This window comes from Aeromicrobium sp. S22, assembly GCF_009661045.1.
In the GTDB taxonomy this organism is placed as follows: Bacteria; Actinomycetota; Actinomycetes; order Propionibacteriales; family Nocardioidaceae; genus Aeromicrobium; species Aeromicrobium yanjiei.
In genome coordinates this window covers 188,052-203,194 of the sequence record NZ_WJWV01000004.1, presented here as the reverse complement: position 1 = coordinate 203,194, position 15,143 = coordinate 188,052, and the positions used below count along the sequence as shown (strand labels likewise).

At 70.4% G+C, this 15,143-nt stretch carries 16 protein-coding genes; 8 read left to right on the top strand and 8 right to left on the bottom strand.

What is annotated here, in order from left to right; genetic code table 11:
* Nucleotides 1-12: 12 nt before the first annotated feature.
* Genes GEV27_RS17065 through GEV27_RS17055 form a run of 3 tightly spaced genes read right to left on the bottom strand, consistent with a single transcriptional unit; the run spans nucleotide 13 to nucleotide 2,694 of the window.
* Nucleotides 13-903, bottom strand: a complete 891-nt coding sequence (locus GEV27_RS17065) for an alpha/beta hydrolase (protein WP_153935163.1) — start codon at nucleotides 901-903, stop codon at nucleotides 13-15.
* A gap of 4 nt (nucleotides 904-907) precedes the next feature.
* Entirely contained in the window at nucleotides 908-1,549 is a 642-nt protein-coding gene (locus GEV27_RS17060; protein ID WP_153935162.1) for a disulfide bond formation protein DsbA, read from the bottom strand.
* On the bottom strand, nucleotides 1,546-2,694 hold the full coding sequence (locus tag GEV27_RS17055) for a glutamate--cysteine ligase (protein ID WP_153652059.1): 1,149 nt from the start codon (nucleotides 2,692-2,694) through the stop codon (nucleotides 1,546-1,548). The genes GEV27_RS17060 and GEV27_RS17055 overlap by 4 nt, the downstream gene beginning before the upstream one ends.
* 72 nt (nucleotides 2,695-2,766) lie before the next feature.
* Here GEV27_RS17055 and pepN point away from each other — a divergent pair, with 72 nt between their 5' ends.
* From pepN to GEV27_RS17040, 3 genes are read left to right on the top strand one after another with little or no spacing between them, the layout of a single operon-like run.
* On the top strand, nucleotides 2,767-5,286 hold the full coding sequence (pepN, locus tag GEV27_RS17050) for an aminopeptidase N (protein ID WP_153935161.1): 2,520 nt from the start codon (nucleotides 2,767-2,769) through the stop codon (nucleotides 5,284-5,286).
* A gap of 13 nt (nucleotides 5,287-5,299) precedes the next feature.
* Nucleotides 5,300-6,169 carry a dihydropteroate synthase gene (gene folP / locus GEV27_RS17045; RefSeq protein ID WP_309222341.1) on the top strand — a complete coding sequence of 290 codons (870 nt, stop codon included), beginning with the start codon at nucleotides 5,300-5,302 and terminating at the stop codon, nucleotides 6,167-6,169.
* On the top strand, nucleotides 6,162-7,094 hold the full coding sequence (locus tag GEV27_RS17040; protein ID WP_153935160.1) for a glucosyl-3-phosphoglycerate synthase: 933 nt from the start codon (nucleotides 6,162-6,164) through the stop codon (nucleotides 7,092-7,094). The genes folP and GEV27_RS17040 overlap by 8 nt, the downstream gene beginning before the upstream one ends.
* Before the next feature lie 39 nt (nucleotides 7,095-7,133).
* Here GEV27_RS17040 and GEV27_RS17035 read toward each other — a convergent pair whose 3' ends face one another.
* The gene (locus GEV27_RS17035; protein ID WP_153652056.1) at nucleotides 7,134-7,712 is read right to left on the bottom strand and encodes a TetR/AcrR family transcriptional regulator; all 579 of its coding nucleotides are present in this window, start codon (nucleotides 7,710-7,712) and stop codon (nucleotides 7,134-7,136) included.
* A 66-nt stretch (nucleotides 7,713-7,778) separates the two neighbouring features.
* On the opposite strand from GEV27_RS17035, the gene GEV27_RS17030 reads away from it, so the two are divergent.
* Both GEV27_RS17030 and GEV27_RS17025 read left to right on the top strand, forming a co-directional pair.
* Nucleotides 7,779-8,921: an acyl-CoA dehydrogenase family protein gene (locus GEV27_RS17030; RefSeq protein WP_153935159.1), complete on the top strand. Its 1,143-nt coding sequence runs from the start codon at nucleotides 7,779-7,781 to the stop codon at nucleotides 8,919-8,921.
* Between the two features lie 37 nt (nucleotides 8,922-8,958).
* A complete protein-coding gene (locus GEV27_RS17025; RefSeq protein ID WP_153652054.1) occupies nucleotides 8,959-9,714 on the top strand; it encodes an SDR family NAD(P)-dependent oxidoreductase in 756 nt (251 codons plus the stop codon).
* Between the two features lie 7 nt (nucleotides 9,715-9,721).
* Here the strand turns inward: GEV27_RS17025 and GEV27_RS17020 are convergent, their stop codons facing one another.
* Nucleotides 9,722-10,003, bottom strand: coding sequence for a hypothetical protein (locus GEV27_RS17020; RefSeq protein WP_153935158.1), 282 nt, complete (start codon nucleotides 10,001-10,003; stop codon nucleotides 9,722-9,724).
* A 33-nt stretch (nucleotides 10,004-10,036) separates the two neighbouring features.
* Between GEV27_RS17020 and GEV27_RS17015 the strand changes: the two genes are divergently transcribed.
* Together GEV27_RS17015 and GEV27_RS17010 are read left to right on the top strand one after the other, a co-directional pair.
* Nucleotides 10,037-10,975 (top strand): mechanosensitive ion channel family protein, encoded by a 939-nt coding sequence (locus GEV27_RS17015; protein WP_153652052.1) that lies wholly within the window; start codon nucleotides 10,037-10,039, stop codon nucleotides 10,973-10,975.
* A complete protein-coding gene (locus tag GEV27_RS17010; protein ID WP_153911683.1) occupies nucleotides 10,972-11,379 on the top strand; it encodes a globin in 408 nt (135 codons plus the stop codon). Before GEV27_RS17015 ends, GEV27_RS17010 begins: the two co-directional genes overlap by 4 nt.
* Before the next feature lie 20 nt (nucleotides 11,380-11,399).
* Here GEV27_RS17010 and GEV27_RS17005 read toward each other — a convergent pair whose 3' ends face one another.
* From GEV27_RS17005 to GEV27_RS16995, 3 genes are read right to left on the bottom strand one after another with little or no spacing between them, the layout of a single operon-like run.
* A complete protein-coding gene (locus tag GEV27_RS17005) occupies nucleotides 11,400-12,128 on the bottom strand; it encodes a thioesterase family protein (RefSeq protein ID WP_153911684.1) in 729 nt (242 codons plus the stop codon).
* Between the two features lie 19 nt (nucleotides 12,129-12,147).
* Nucleotides 12,148-12,375: a biotin/lipoyl-binding carrier protein gene (locus GEV27_RS17000; protein ID WP_153652049.1), complete on the bottom strand. Its 228-nt coding sequence runs from the start codon at nucleotides 12,373-12,375 to the stop codon at nucleotides 12,148-12,150.
* A complete protein-coding gene (locus GEV27_RS16995; RefSeq protein ID WP_243838934.1) occupies nucleotides 12,375-13,883 on the bottom strand; it encodes an acyl-CoA carboxylase subunit beta in 1,509 nt (502 codons plus the stop codon). The genes GEV27_RS17000 and GEV27_RS16995 overlap by 1 nt, the downstream gene beginning before the upstream one ends.
* Nucleotides 13,884-14,386: 503 nt before the next feature.
* Here GEV27_RS16995 and GEV27_RS16990 point away from each other — a divergent pair.
* A complete protein-coding gene (locus GEV27_RS16990; protein ID WP_309222340.1) occupies nucleotides 14,387-15,142 on the top strand; it encodes an SDR family NAD(P)-dependent oxidoreductase in 756 nt (251 codons plus the stop codon).
* The last annotated feature ends 1 nt before the right edge of the window (nucleotide 15,143 follow it).

Genomic DNA, 15,143 nt, shown 5'->3' with positions numbered 1-15,143 from the left:
ACAGTATGCCAGTCAGCGCGTGCCAGACCTGCGGGTGTCGAGCAGTGCGCCCACCGTCACGACGGCCGATCGCGAAGCCTCGAACAGCTCGGGCTGGCGCCAGAACGAGTGGACCATCCCCAGCGCACGGTGGGCGACGACGTCCACCCCGGCCTCCGCGAGCCGGGCGGCGTACGTCTCGGCCTGGTCCCGCAGCACGTCGTGCTCGTTGGTCAGGACGTACGCGGCGGGGTGCTCGGCGAGGTTGGCCGCACGGGTCACCGACACCTCCGGGTGGTCCGCTGCCTCCCCCGGGGCGTACGCGTCCCAGAACCAGTCCATCGTCTCGCCGTCCAGGGCTGCGGTGGCCAGCTGCGGCGGGAGCTCGGCACGGCGGTCCACGGGCGGGTAGATCAGGACCTGGAAGTCCAGGGCCGAGGGATCGCGCACGCACAGGCCTGCGACGAGGTTGGCGCCGGACGAGTCGCCGATCCCCGGCAGGAAGGAGGCGTCGACCCGGTGCTCGCGGGCGTGGGAACGCAGCCAGCGTGCGGCGGTCTGCACATCGTCGAGGGGTGCGGGGTACGGGTGCTCGGGGGCGCGGCGGTAGTCGACCGCGAGCAGCGCCCAGCCCGTCCGGTGGGCGAGGTAGCGGCAGAAGGCGTCGTGCGTCTCCAGGTCGTGCAGCACCCAGCCGCCCCCGTGGACGTACAGCGCGACGGGGGCGCCGACCCGCGGCCGGTAGAGCCGGCACGGGACGCCGTCCGCGTCCACGTCGTCGACCCAGTCGAGGCCGATCTTCGGAGCAGCCATCGCCGCCGCACGGGCGCCCGAGCGGATCGCGTCCAGGTCGCCCGGCAGCCGGAGCTCGTCACCGGCCTCGAGCTGCGCGAGAAGCGTCCGGGACGCGGGGTGCAGGCTCATGTGCTCAGTCGAACGACAGCTCGCCCGTGCGCGAGCGCTTGAGCTCGAAGAAGTCCGGGAACGAGGCGAGCGCGCGGGCGCCGTCGAAGACCGTGCCGGCGGTCTCGCCCTTGGGGATGCTCTGCAGGACCGGGCCGAAGAACGACACCCCTCCGAGGGCGATCACGGGCGTGCCGACCTCCTCGCCGACGCGCTCGATGCCGCCCTGGTGCGATGCGCGGACGGCGGCATCGAGGGACGCGTCGTCGGCGGCAGCGGCGAGCTCGGTCGGCAGGCCGGCCTCGGCCAGCGCCTCGACGTACATCTCCTTGTCGAACTCGCGGTCCTGGTTGTGCTTGCGGGTGCCGATCGCGGTGTAGAACGGGCGCAGCGCCTCGGTGCCGTGCTGCTGCTCGACGGCGATCGCGATGCGGACCGGGCCCCAGCCGCGCTCGAGCATCTCCTTGTACTCCTCCGGCACGTCCTTGTCGGCGTTGAGCACCGACAGGCTCATGACGTGGAACGTCGTGTGGACCGGGCGGACCTTCTCCACCTCGAGCATCCAGCGGGAGGTGATCCAGGCGAACGGGCACAACGGGTCGAACCAGAAGTCGACGTTCTCCAGATCGGTGTCGGCGGGCGCGGTGGCGGTGTCGGTGGAGGTCATGACGGGTGCAACACCGGACGGCCCGCGCGCATTTCCTCGACCAGCGAGCCCACCACCGCGTCGAGCTCTCCGCCGTTGAGCGCCGCGACCCGGCGCTGGCGCTGGTAGGAGGCCCCGCCGGCGACGACGTCGTGGATCCCGCCGAGCTCCTCGACGCAGCCGAGGCGCTCGGCCACGGGCTCGAGCGTGTCGAGCAGGCGGTGCAGGTCGGTCGTGATGAGGTCCTCCTCGGCGTGCTTGTCGAGGATGAGGATCGCGTCCATGCCGTAACGGGCCGAGCGCCACTTGTTCTCCTGCGCGAACCACGGCGGGATGGTCGGCAGCTCGCGTCCGGCGTCGAGCTCGGACGAGAAGTGCTCGACCAGGCAGTGGGTCAGCGCCGAGATGCTCAGCAGCTCCGACATCGTCGGGATGCCGTCGCACACGCGCACCTCCAGCGTGCCGAACTTGGGGGACGGCCGCAGGTCCCACCGGATCTCGTCGAACACGTCGATCACGCCGGTGTGCAGCATGTCCTCGACGTAGCCCTCGAGCTGGCCCCACTCCTCGAACTGGAACGGCAGCCCGGCGGTCGGCAGCTGCTGGAACATCAGCGCGCGGTTCGAGGCGTACCCCGTCTCCTTGCCGCCCCAGAACGGCGACGAGGCGCTGAGCGCCTGGAGGTGGCCGTAGTAGGTCAGCATCGCCCGGCTGATCGGCAGCACCTTGTCGCGGTCCTCGATGCCCACGTGCACGTGCACGCCGTAGATCAGCATCTGCCGGCCCCACCACTGCGTACGGTCGATGAGGGTCGCGTAGCGCTCCTTGTCGGTGACCTTTTGATGGGTCCAGTTCGCGAACGGGTGCGTGCCGGCGCACATGAGCTCGACGCGCAGCGGATCGGTCACCTCACGGATCTCGTCGATCGCGCGCTGCAGGTCGGCGCCCGCCTCGCCGACCGTCCGGCACACGCCGGAGACCACCTCGACGGTGTTGAGCAACAGCTCCTGGCGGATGTGCGGGTGCTGATCGGCGCCCTCGGGGGCGACCGCGTCGAGCACCGTCTGCGCGACCTGGCGCAGGTCACCGGAGTCGGAGTCGACCAGGGCGAGCTCCCACTCGATCCCGACGGTCGATCGTTCGGAGGCTGCGAACGGAATCTGCATGGCACCATCCTGCCCGACCCCGGCCGGTCCACCCGACTCGTCGGGGGCCGGGACCCGTGAAAGCATGGTCACATGCCTGGTACGAATCTCACCCGCGAAGAAGCCAGCGAGCGCGCCTCGACCGTCTCCACCGAGACGTACGACGTCCAGCTCGACCTCACCCTCGACTCCGAGAGCCGCTTCGGCTCCGTGACGACGATCACGTTCGGCGCGACCCCGGGCGCCTCGACGTTCGTCGACCTCGTGGACGCCGAGATCTCCTCGATCACCCTGAACGGCGAGCCGGTCGACCCCTCGGTCTACGCCGACAGCCGCATCCCGCTGGACGGCCTGCAGGAGACCAACACCCTGGTCGTGGACGCGACGATGGCCTACTCGCACTCGGGCGAGGGACTGCACCGCTTCGTCGACCCCGTCGACGGGCTGGTCTACCTCTACACCCAGTTCGAGGTGCCGGACGCCCGCCGCGTGTTCGCGACGTTCGAGCAGCCCGACCTCAAGGCGACGTTCGTCTTCCACGTCACCGCCCCTTCGCACTGGGCCGTCGTGTCCAACTCCCCCACCCCGGAGCCCGAGGCCGGCGCCGACGGCGTCTCCACGTGGCACTTCGCACCGACCAAGCGCATGTCGACGTACATCACAGCCCTCATCGCGGGCGAGTACGTCTCGGTCACCGACTCCTACTCCGGGCCGTACGGCGAGATCCCGCTCGGCATCTTCTGCCGCCAGTCGGTCCGCGAGCACCTCGACGCCGACGACATCTTCCTCATCACGAAGCAGGGCTTCGAGTTCTTCGAGGGCGCGTTCGAGATGGCGTACCCGTTCGGCAAGTACGACCAGCTGTTCGTGCCGGAGTACAACATGGGCGCGATGGAGAACGCCGGCGCGGTGACGTTCCGCGACGAGATGATCTTCCGCAGCCGCCAGACCGTCGCAGCGTACGAGAGCCGCGCCAACACGATCCTGCACGAGATGGCGCACATGTGGTTCGGCGATCTCGTGACCATGAAGTGGTGGGACGACCTGTGGCTCAACGAGTCGTTCGCGGAGTTCGCGGCCTCGCACGCCTCCACCAACGCGACCCGCTTCACCGATGCGTGGACGAGCTTCACCAACGCCCGCAAGAACTGGGCCTACCGCCAGGACCAGCTGCCCTCGACCCACCCGATCGCGGCCGACAACTACGACCTGCACGCGGTCGAGGCCAACTTCGACGGCATCACGTACGCCAAGGGCGCCTCCGCGCTCAAGCAGCTCGTCGCCTGGGTCGGTGAGAAGGACTTCTTCGCGGGTCTGCGCGCCTACTTCGACAAGCACGCCTACGGCAACACCCAGCTGTCGGACCTGCTGGTCGAGCTCGAGCAGGCCTCGGGCCGCGAGCTCGGCGACTGGAGCAAGGAGTGGCTGCAGACCTCCGGGGTCAACACGCTCCGCGCGGCGTTCGACACCGACGACGCGGGCGCCTTCACGTCGTTCTCGGTCGAGCAGACCGCGATCGAGGCGTACCCGACGCTGCGCCGCCACCGCATCGCGATCGGCCTGTACGACCGCGTCGACGGCAAGCTCGTGCGCACCGAGCGGGTCGAGACCGACATCCGCGGTGCGTCCACCGAGATCCCCGAGCTCATCGGCCGCAGCCAGCCCGACCTGGTGCTGCTCAACGACGACGACCTGACCTACGCCAAGATCCGTCTCGACGAGCGCTCCTTCGCAACCCTCGTCGACAGCATCGCGACCTTCGAGGAGTCGCTCCCCCGCGCACTGTGCTGGGGATCGGCGTGGGACATGACCCGCGACGCCGAGCTCTCCGGAGCCGACTTCGTCACCCTGGTCCTCGCCGGCGTCGGCTCCGAGACCGATCTGACCGCCGTCAGCTCCCTGCTGCGCCAGGGCAACAGCGCGGTCAACCTCTACACCGCGGACGATGCGCGCCCCGAGCTCCAGGCCCGCTGGGAGTCCGGCCTCCGGTCGCTCGTCGACGCCGCCGAGCCCGGCAGCGACCACCAGCTGGCGCTCGTGCGCGCGTACGCCTCCGCGGCGTCGAGCCCGACGTTCCTGCGCGAGCTGCTCGACGGCTCGCTCGAGGGGCTGACCCTGGACACCGACCTGCGCTGGACGCTCATCACGGCCCTGGCCCGCCTCGGCGAGGCCGACGAGGCCGAGATCGATGCGACCCTCGAGGCCGACAACACGATCTCGGGCAAGGAGCGGGCGGCCGCGGCCCGGGCGATCCGCCCGCTGGCCGAGGCCAAGGAGGCCGCGTGGCAGGCCGCGGCGGTCGATCCGTCGACGCCCAACGAGACCCGACGCCAGACGGCGGTCGCGTTCCAGGTCTCGGGCCAGGCCGACGTGCTCGAGCCGTTCGTCGACCGCTATCTCGAGATGGCCTCGACGATCGTCGACGACCTCGGCGTCTGGATCGGCCAGGTCGCCCTGGTCTATCTGTTCCCGCTCGCGAACCCGTCGCAGACGACCCTCGACAAGGTCGACGCCTGGCTCTCCTCGACCCAGGCCAACGCCGCGGCCGTCCGCTACGTGTCCGAGGGCCGCGACGACCTCGCTCGCGCCCTCAAGGCACAGGCCGCGTCCTGACCGGCGGGACCCCGTGACCGTCGACCTGGTCTTTCGCGGCCGGCGGGTCCGTCGTGACCGTGCGCTGGTGATGGCGATCGTCAACCGCACGCCCGACTCGTTCTTCGACAAGGGTGCGACGTACGCCGACGGGGCGGCCCGGGACGCCGTGCGGGCCGCGATCGCCGCCGGCGCCGACATCATCGACGTCGGCGGCGTGAAGGCCGGCCCGGGGTCCGAGGTCGACGTCACGGAGGAGATCCGGCGCACGGTGCCGTTCCTGGCCGCGGTGCGTGAGGAGTTCCCCGACGCGGTCCTCAGCATCGACACGTGGCGCGCGGAGGTCGGCCGCCGGTGCGCGGAGGCCGGCGCCGACCTCATCAACGACACCTGGGCAGGCGCCGACGTGGGGCTCGCCGACGTCGCCGCCGAGTTCTCGCTCGGTTTCGTGTGCTCGCACACCGGTGGCGCGGTGCCGCGCACGCGTCCGCACCGCATCCACTACGACGACGTGGTCCGTGACGTGATCGACCAGACCACCCGAGCGGCTGAGGCGCTGGTCGCGCGAGGCGTGCCGCGCGAGGGCGTCCTGATCGATCCCACGCACGACTTCGGCAAGAACACGTGGCACGGCCTGGAGCTGCTGCGCCGCGTCGACGAGCTCGTCGCCACCGGGTGGCCCGTGCTCATGGCGCTGTCCAACAAGGACTTCATCGGCGAGACGCTGGGGCAGCCGGTCGACCAGCGCCGCGAGGGCACCCTCGCGGCGACGGCCCTCGCCGCGGCGGCCGGTGCGGCGGCGTTCCGCGCCCACGACGTCCCGGGCACTCTGCGGGTGCTCGAGATGGTGGCGAGCATCCGCGGGGACCGACCCCCGGCCCGGGCGGTGCGCGGCCTTGCGTGACGCGGCGGCGTGGTTCGGCACCCACACGTACCGCTTCGACCAGTTCGACCCGGCCGCGCTCGTCGCCGCGAAGCGGGACACCCGCGTCAGCGTCCTCATCCCCGCACGCGACGAGGCAGCCACCGTGGGGGCGATCGTGACGACGCTGCGCTCGGAGCTGATGGACCGCGTGCCGCTCGTCGACGAGATCATCGTGATCGACTCTCACTCGACCGACGCCACCGCCGACATCGCGGCCGAGGCCGGGGCGACGGTGTTCCACGTCGACGAGGTCGTCCCGCACGTGGGCAGCCGCCCGGGCAAGGGCGAGGCGATGTGGAAGGCCCTCGCGGTCATGACCGGCGACATCGGCATCTACCTGGACGCCGACGTCCAGGAGTTCACCGCCGACTTCGTGATCGGCCTGCTCGGCCCCCTCCTCCTCGAGGACGACCTCGTCTTCGTCAAGGCGTTCTACGACCGTCCGTGGTCGTCCGGCCCGCCACGCTCGTCGGGCGGCGGCCGGGTCACCGAGCTCGTCGCGCGGCCACTCATCCTGGACCGCACTCCCCTGCTGTCAGGGTTCGTCCAGCCGCTCGCGGGCGAGTGCGCGTTCCGCGCCGACGCCCTGCTCACGATCCCGTTCGTCTCGGACTACGGCGTCGACATCGGGCTCATGATCGACGTCCTGCGCGAGCACGGCCTCTCGGCGATGGCCCAGGTCGACCTCGGCCTGCGGCGGCACCGCCACCAGGACCTCGCGGCGCTCAGCGCGATGGCCCAGCACGTGCAGGCCGCCTTCGACCTCCGCACCGCACCCGGGGTGCGGGAGTCCGTCGAGAGCACCGCGGTCGTGTTCCACCGCGAGGGCGCCGAGATGCGCATGGGCGAGCGCACGATCACCACGGTCCAGCGCCCGCCGATGCGGGACGTCCTCAGCCCCTGAGCCCCCCTGCGGCGGTGCGCCCGCGTCCACCGGCTGGGCTCACGTGGACGCGAGCGCACCGCCCCCGAACAGCCCCGCGACGATCAGCTCGGCGAGGGAGCGGTAGGCCGCAGAGTCGTCGAGGCCGGTCGAGGCCCGGATGTCACCCCGGTGGATCGACTCCATGACCTGCCCGGCCACGGCACCGATGAAGCGCGCGTCCGCCGACGGATCGGCCTGCTGGACCAGCTCCTGCACGCGGCGGGCCGCGGCGCGGGTGTTGTCGCGGTAGATCTCCCGCGCGGGCTCGAACGCGTCGACGTCGGCGAAGAACTGCGGCGACGCGGGTGCGAGCTCGACCGAGATCGCCTCGAGGTAGACCCCGATGCGGTCCATGGGCGTGCCGGCGTCCGCGACGGCCCGCTCGACCCGCTCGGTCGCCCCGCGGAAGAACGTCCGCACCACCGTGACGAGCAGCTGCTCCTTGCTGGCGGCGATGCCGTACAGGGTGCTCTTCGAGCAGCGCAGGCGCCGGGCCACGTCGGCCATGCTCAGGTCGAGGAATCCCTCGGCGAGGATCACCGGGACGAGCTCGTCGAGCAGCGCGGACGTGCGCGCCGTCGCGGTTCGCTGAGCCATGCCCCGGACGGTACCAGAGATGATCCTCCGGTACTGTGCCTGGTACTGACCCACTGAGGAGGGAACATGCCGGCCGAACGTCTCATGCCGACCGAGGAGTCCACCGACCTGATCGAGCTGACGCGCAGCATCGTCGCGAAGGACCTGCGGCCGGTGATCGTCGATCTCGATGCACGTGCGGAGTTCCCCCGCGAGATCTTCCGCACGCTGGGGCGTGCGGGCCTGCTGTCGCTGCCGTATCCCGAGGAGCTCGGTGGCGGCGGGCAGTCGTACGAGGTGTACCTCCAGGCGCTCGAGGAGATCGCGTCCGCGTCCGCGTCGGTGGGTGTGGGCGTCAGCGTGCACGCTCTGTCGTGCTTCGGCCTGTTCACGGCCGGCACGCAGCAGCAGAAGGAGTCGTGGCTGCCGGAGATGCTCTCGGGTGAGCAGCTGGGCGCGTACTGCCTGTCCGAGGCCCACGCCGGCTCCGATCCCGCCGCGATGCGCACCCGCGCGGTGCGCGAGGGAGACGACTACGTCATCAACGGCGCCAAGGCGTGGACCACGCACGGCGGCAAGGCCGACTTCTACAAGGTCATGGCGCGCACCAGCGATGACGGCGGGCGCGGGATCTCCTGCTTCCTCGTCCCGGCCGACACGCCCGGCCTGAGCGCGGACACCCCCGAGAGCAAGATGGGGCTGATGTCGTCCACGACGGCCACGATGCTGTTCGACGACGTCCGCGTCCCGGTCGAGCGGCGCCTCGGCGAGGAGGGCCAGGGGCTGTCGATCGCGCTGGCCGGGCTCGACGCCGGCCGTCTCGGCATCGCTGCGGTCGCGACAGGCCTGGCGCAGGAGGCGCTCGACGTCGCGGTCCGGTACGCCAAGGAGCGCGAGACGTTCGGCCGCGCGATCATCGACCACCAGGGCCTCGCCTTCGTGCTGGCCGACATGGCCGCCGCGGTCGAGTCCGCCCGCGCGACGTACCTCGCCGCTGCCCGCCTGAAGGACGCCGGACGCCCGTACTCGCGGCAGGCGTCGATCGCCAAGATGGTCTGCACCGACAACGCGATGAAGGTGACCACCGACGCCGTGCAGGTGCTCGGCGGCGCGGGCTACACCAAGGACTTCCCGGCCGAGCGCTTCATGCGCGAGGCCAAGGTCATGCAGATCTTCGAGGGCACCAACCAGATCCAGCGCCTCGTCATCAGCCGCAACCTCGCACGCTGACCCCACCCACCCCCAGCGACACTGAAGGAAGAGAACCATGCAGCTCAACGACACCGCAGCCATCGTGACCGGAGGAGCCTCCGGGCTCGGCGCCGCGACCGCACTCGCCCTCGCCGAGAAGGGCGCCACCGTCTACGCGATCGACCTCCCGGGTGCGATCGAGCAGGCGCCGCAGGTGCCCGGCGTGTCCTACCTCGCCGCCGACGTCACCGACGAGCAGCAGGTCCGCACGGCGGTCGCCACGGCGAGCGAGGGCGCGCCGCTGCGCACGGTCGTCAACTGCGCCGGCATCGGCCCGTCCGCACGTATCCTCGGCCGCAAGGGCGTCCATGACCTCGGCCTGTACGCCAAGATCGTCCAGATCAACCTGGTCGGCAGCTTCACGGTGCTCGCGCTGGCCTCGGAGGCCATCGCCGCGACCGAGCCGGACGAGAACGGACAGCGCGGCGTCATCGTCAACACCGCCTCGATCGCGGCGTACGACGGCCAGATCGGCCAGGTCGCGTACGCGTCCTCCAAGGGCGGCATCGTCGGCATGACTCTGCCGGCCGCCCGCGATCTCGCGCAGTACGGCATCCGGGTCTGCACGATCGCGCCGGGCATCGTCAACACGCCGATGCTCGCGACCGTCAGCGAGGAGTTCCGGGCCGGCCTGGCCGCGGGCATCCCGTTCCCGCAGCGCCTGTGCGAGCCCGGCGAGTACGCCAAGCTCGTGACGATGATCGTCGACCACGACTACCTCAACGGCGAGACCATCAGGATGGACGGCGCCCTGCGGATGGCTCCGCGCTAGGAGTCGCTCAGCGGTGCTTGGGCGTGTGGTCGCCCGACGTCGAGAGCTCGGTGCTCGGCGACGGGGGCACGTAGTTGTTGCGCGCGGTCAGCAGGCCGAAGAGCGACACCACGACGAACAGCACGAGGGTGCCACCGCCGAAGACCAGCAGCAGGTCGAGCGTGCTCTTCTTCTCGCCGTCGGGCCACGCGCCACCCGTGGGGGCGTCGGCCATGGCCGCGGCGGAGCCCGCGACGAACAGCACGGCGAACGAGAGGGCGACGGTCAACAGGCGAGCAGGAGTCCTCATGGGGTCCATCGTATCCACCCGTAGGCTGGAGCAATGCCTCACCTCGACGAGAACACCTTCAAGGTCGACTGGGACATCCCCGCAGAGCGCGCCTGGGACTGGTTCGTGGCGACTCCGGGCGCGATTCTGCTCGTCATCGTCGTCGGCCTCGCGTTCCGCTGGTTCGTCTGCCGCTCGATCGACCGCCTGGTCGCCCGCGCCGGCAAGGGCGCGGTGCCGGGCGTCATCGCGAACTCGCGGGCCGGCGAGTTCCTCGCGGACCTGAAGCCCGCCGTCCACCAGCGACGCCAGCAGCGCGCCGAGACGATGGGCTCGCTGCTCAAGAGCGTCGCGACCGGCATGATCATGGCGGTCGTCACGATCTCGGCGCTCGCGAAGCTGGGCATCAACATCGCCCCGATCATCGCGAGCGCCGGCATCGTCGGCGTCGCGCTCGGCTTCGGCGCCCAGAACCTGGTGAAGGACTTCCTGTCCGGCATCTTCATGATCCTCGAGGACCAGTACGGCGTCGGTGACACGGTCGACCTCGGTGAGGCGTCCGGCACGGTCGAGGCGGTCGGGCTGCGGGTCACCCGCCTGCGCGACGTCAACGGCACGGTCTGGTACGTCCGCAACGGCGAGATCCTCCGGGTCGGCAACCAGAGCCAGAACTGGGCGCGGACGGTCCTCGACGTCACGGTCTCCTACGAGGCCGATCTCGACAAGGTCCAGCAGATCCTGCAGGACGTGGCCACCTCGACCTACGAGGAGCCGCAGTTCCACGACGTCATCATCGAGGCACCTGAGGTCTGGGGCGTCGAGCGCTTCGACAAGGATGGTGTCGTGGTCCGCGTCGTGCTGAAGACCGCCCCCGCGCAGCAGTGGCTGGTCGCGAGGGCGATGCGTCGGCGCATCAAGGCCGAGTTCGACCGCGCGGGCATCCGCATCCCCACGACGTTCCCGACAGTCCACATGAATGGTGAAGAGGCATGAGCACCCAAGACGCTGAGCAGACCGGCGCTGAGCAGACCTTCTACGACGCGATCGGCGGCCACGACACGATCAAGCAGATCGTGGACACCTTCTACGAGGGTGTCGCGACCGACGAGGTGCTGCGGCCGCTGTATCCCGAGGAGGACCTCGCCCCTGCCGCGCATCGGTTCACGATGTTCCTCGAGCAGTACTGGGGCGGCCCCACGACGTACTCCGAGCAGCGTGGGCACCCCCGCCTGCGCATGCGGCACGTGTCGTTCGTCGTCGACGAGCGCGCCCGCGACCACTGGCTCAAGCACTTCCGTGCCGCGCTCGACAAGGCCGACCTGTCCCCCGAGCACGACGCGCAGTTCTGGGCGTACGTCCAGCACGCCGCGCAGTTCATGGTGAACTCGCACGGCTGAGCTGAGCGGGCTGAGCCGCCTCAGTCCTGCACGAGCGCGAGCAGCTGCGCGCGCTCGAGGTCGCCGAAGCGACGGGACGACTGCGTGGCCAGGTCGAAGCCGACGAGCGTCGTGGTGGAGTCCGCGAGCACGTGGGTGCCGTCGGTGATCTCGCACCGGATCTCGAACGACGCCTGACCCACGCGACTGATCCAGGTGCCGGCGGTGTACGGCTCGGGGCGCCAGACGATGGAGCGGCGCAGTGCCACCCGGGAGGTCCCGACGACGAAGCTGCCCGGAAGGAGCACGTCGATCCTGGTCGCCACGTGGAGGACCCGGATCTCCTGGAAGAGCTCGAACACCTTGGTGGGGCGCACCACGCCCGACGCGTCCAGATCGGCTCGCCGCACCCGTACGTCCTTGGGCTCGGCGTGGACCCGCGGCACCGCGTCCTCGCGCGGGCCGAAGCTGGTGACGACCTGCGCGTGATCGGTGCGCTGTCCGTCGCGGACCACGCAGACGTCCTGCGTCAGCCCGGCGTCCGTGAGCCTCGACTCGACCCTGACCGGATCGTGGCCGAGGGCCATGGGTCGCAGGAAGCGCACCGTCATCTCCGAGACGGCCCCGTCGTCCACGGGCAGGCCCGCGTCCACGAGGGCCGCCCGCGCCTCGGCCGCGTAGTCGAGGTAGACGACGTTGTTGACGTGGTTCAGGGAGTCGAGGTCGGCCCAGCGCATGGGCAGCTCGTACGTGTGGGAGTCGACGGGCACCCGCCGATGATGCCAGACGTCAGGCGCTCGCCGTCTCGTCGATCTCCATGACGGGGTCACCCTCCTGGACGATCTGCCCGAGCTCCACCAGGATCTTGCTGACGTGACCGCTCACGGGTGCCACGAGCGGGATCTCCATCTTCATGGACTCCAGCACCGCCAGCACGTCACCGCGGCCGACCTGGTCGCCCTCCCGGGCGACGATCTTCCAGACGTTCGAGACGATCTCTGCGCGCGCGAGGAACATCACTCACCCGCGCCGTGGGTCAGCATGCGCATCGCACCGATCATGCGGTCCCGGGTCTCCTCGGGGTGGATCACGTCGTCCACGATGCCGGCCTCGGCCGCGAGGTACGGGCGGGCGACCTCCTCGCGATAGACCGCGGCGAGCTCGTCGCGCAGGACCGTGGGCTCCTCGGCCTCCTTGAGGGCGCGGCGGTGCAGCAGCGCCACCGCCCCACCGGGACCCATCACCGCGATCTCCGAGCCGGACCACGCCCAGTTGGCGTGCGCGCCGAGCGAGGCCGAGCCCATCGCGATGTACGCACCGCCGTAGGACTTGCGCACGACGACCGTGAGCTTGGGGCTCTTGGTCTCGACGTACGCCTTGAGGAGCTTGGCGCCATGCGTGATGACACCGCGCCCCTCCTCGACCGTGCCGGGCAGGAAGCCGGGCACGTCGACGAACGTCAGGACGGGCAGGTCGAAGCGGCCGCAGAACTCCACGAACCGGGCTGCCTTGACCGAGGCCTTGGAGTCCAGGATGCCGCCGCGGGCGTTGGGCTGATTGGCCAGGACGCCCACGGCGTGACCGTCGAGCCGGGCGAACAGCGTCAGGATGCTCGGCGCGTGGGTCGGCATCAGCTCGAGACGAGCGCCGTTGTCCAGCACCCCGTCGAGCAGCTTGTTCATGTCGAACACGACGCTCGACTTCTCCGGGACCAGCGTCGGCAGCGCGGCGGCGGCCCGGGGGTTGGCCGGGACCGAGTCGTGGCGCTTCTGCTTGCCGCCCTTGTGCGTGGGCAGGAACGAGAGCAGCAGCCGGGTCGCGTCGAAGGCCTCCTCCTCGCTGTCGACCTCGAGGTGGGCAACACCGCTGACCTGCGTGTGGAGCGCCGAGCCGCCGATGTCCTCGGCGGTCGCGTCCTCCCCCGTCGCGGCCTTGACGATGTCGGGGCCGGTCAGGAACATCTGCCCCTGCTCCTTGACCATGATCGTCCAGTCGGTGAGCGCCGGTGAGTACGCCGCGGCGCCCGCGCACGGCCCGAGGATCAGCGAGATCTGCGGGATGCGGCTCTGCGCCTCGATGTTGAGCGCGAAGATGCCGCCGCATCCGTGCAGCGCGAAGATGCCGTCGTGGATGCGGGCTCCGCCGGAGTCGTTGATGTAGACGATCGGGTAGCCCTTGTCGATAGCGAACCGCTGGGCCTTCTGGATGCTCTCGGCCATGACGGCGCCGATCGCGCCGGACGCGACCGCCGCGTCGTGGGACACCACGACGACCGAGTGGCCGTCGGTCGTGCCCCACCCGGCGACGACACCGCTGCCGGCGCCTGCTCCCGCCGAGCGCATCGGCGTCATCTCGACGAAGGAGCCCTCGTCCAGGAGCATCTCGGCCCGTTCGCGGGCCGTGTAGACCCTCTTGCCCTTGGGCTCGACGCGTGCGAACCGGGCGGCTCGGCGCTGCGTGAGCACCTCGCGCTGGTCAGCAGGCCCTGCGGCCTCGACGACCGTGGGGTGATCGAGCTTCGACACGTCGACTCCTAAACATGAGGTTTTCCTCAACTATACACAAAGATGAGGGATCCCTCATATTTGCCGCGCCAGTGCGCGCGGTGGCGGGACCGGCGATGAGGGTTTGGGGCAGCCGTGGCGACCACAAACCCTCACCCTGCGTCCCCTCGGCGCGAGGGCGGGACCGGCGATGAGGGTTACGGGCAGCCGGAGCGACCACAAACCCTCACCCTGCGTCCCCCCGACGCGAGAGCGGGACCGGCGATGAGGGATACGGGCAGCCGGAGCGACCACAAACCCTCACCCTGCGTCCCCCCGGCGCGGACGCGGGACCGGCGATGAGGGATACGGGCAGCTGGAGCAACCACGAACCCTCATCCTGCGTCCCCTTGGCGCGGGCACGGGACCGGCGATGAGGGATACGGGCAGCTGGAGGCGAGGCGCAATCCCTCGCGCAGGCGGGGTGACCTGCGATACCGTGCCACTAAGCAAGCGCTTAGACCGTCCCCTTGGAGGAGAACACCGTGAGTGAAACCCGTACCGCGATCGTGACCGGCGCCGCACGAGGCATCGGCGCCGCAGTCGCCAAGCGTCTCGCCGCCGACGGATTCCAGGTCGCCGTGGTCGACCTCGACGCCTCCGCGTGCGCCACGACCGTCGACGCGATCACCGCCGCGGGTGGCAAGGCCCTCGCCGTGGGCGCCGACGTGAGCAACGAGGAGCAGGTCGCCGCCGCCTTCGACACGATCGTCGAGGGTCTCGGCGCCCCGACCGTCCTGGTCAACAACGCGGGCATCCTGCGCGACAACCTGCTGTTCAAGATGTCGGTCGAGGACTGGGACCTGGTCATGGGGGTCCACCTGCGGGGCTCGTTCCTGATGTCCAAGTACGCGCAGCGACACATGACCGAGGCAGGCTACGGGCGCATCGTCAACCTGTCGTCCACGTCGGCGCTCGGCAACCGCGGCCAGGCGAACTACTCCGCGGCCAAGGCCGGACTGCAGGGCTTCACCAAGACGCTCGCGATCGAGCTCGGCAAGTTCGGCATCACCGCCAACGCGATCGCGCCGGGCTTCATCCAGACCGACATGACCGCCGCGACGGCCGAGCGCATGAAGGTGCCGTTCGACGACTTCATCAAGTACAGCGCCGAGCAGATCCCGGTGCAGCGCGTCGGACAGCCCGAGGACATCGCCCACACCGCGTCGTTCCTCGTCAGCGAGGGGGCCGGCTTCGTCTCGGGACAGGTCATCTACGTGGCCGGCGGACCGAAGGACTGAC

Excerpts from the sequence above, each read along its gene's own strand:
- GEV27_RS17000 (WP_153652049.1), bottom strand. The coding sequence starts at position 12,375 with ATGTTCCTCGCGCGCGCAGAGATCGTCTCGAACGTCTGGAAGATCGTC.
- GEV27_RS17035 (WP_153652056.1), bottom strand. The coding sequence starts at position 7,712 with ATGGCTCAGCGAACCGCGACGGCGCGCACGTCCGCGCTGCTCGACGAG.
- GEV27_RS17010 (WP_153911683.1), top strand. The coding sequence starts at position 10,972 with ATGAGCACCCAAGACGCTGAGCAGACCGGCGCTGAGCAGACCTTCTAC.
- GEV27_RS17030 (WP_153935159.1), top strand. The coding sequence starts at position 7,779 with ATGCCGGCCGAACGTCTCATGCCGACCGAGGAGTCCACCGACCTGATC.
- GEV27_RS17020 (WP_153935158.1), bottom strand. The coding sequence starts at position 10,003 with ATGAGGACTCCTGCTCGCCTGTTGACCGTCGCCCTCTCGTTCGCCGTG.
- GEV27_RS17025 (WP_153652054.1), top strand. The coding sequence starts at position 8,959 with ATGCAGCTCAACGACACCGCAGCCATCGTGACCGGAGGAGCCTCCGGG.
- GEV27_RS17065 (WP_153935163.1), bottom strand. The coding sequence starts at position 903 with ATGAGCCTGCACCCCGCGTCCCGGACGCTTCTCGCGCAGCTCGAGGCC.
- GEV27_RS17015 (WP_153652052.1), top strand. The coding sequence starts at position 10,037 with ATGCCTCACCTCGACGAGAACACCTTCAAGGTCGACTGGGACATCCCC.
- GEV27_RS17060 (WP_153935162.1), bottom strand. The coding sequence starts at position 1,549 with ATGACCTCCACCGACACCGCCACCGCGCCCGCCGACACCGATCTGGAG.
- GEV27_RS17055 (WP_153652059.1), bottom strand. The coding sequence starts at position 2,694 with ATGCAGATTCCGTTCGCAGCCTCCGAACGATCGACCGTCGGGATCGAG.
- pepN (WP_153935161.1), top strand. The coding sequence starts at position 2,767 with ATGCCTGGTACGAATCTCACCCGCGAAGAAGCCAGCGAGCGCGCCTCG.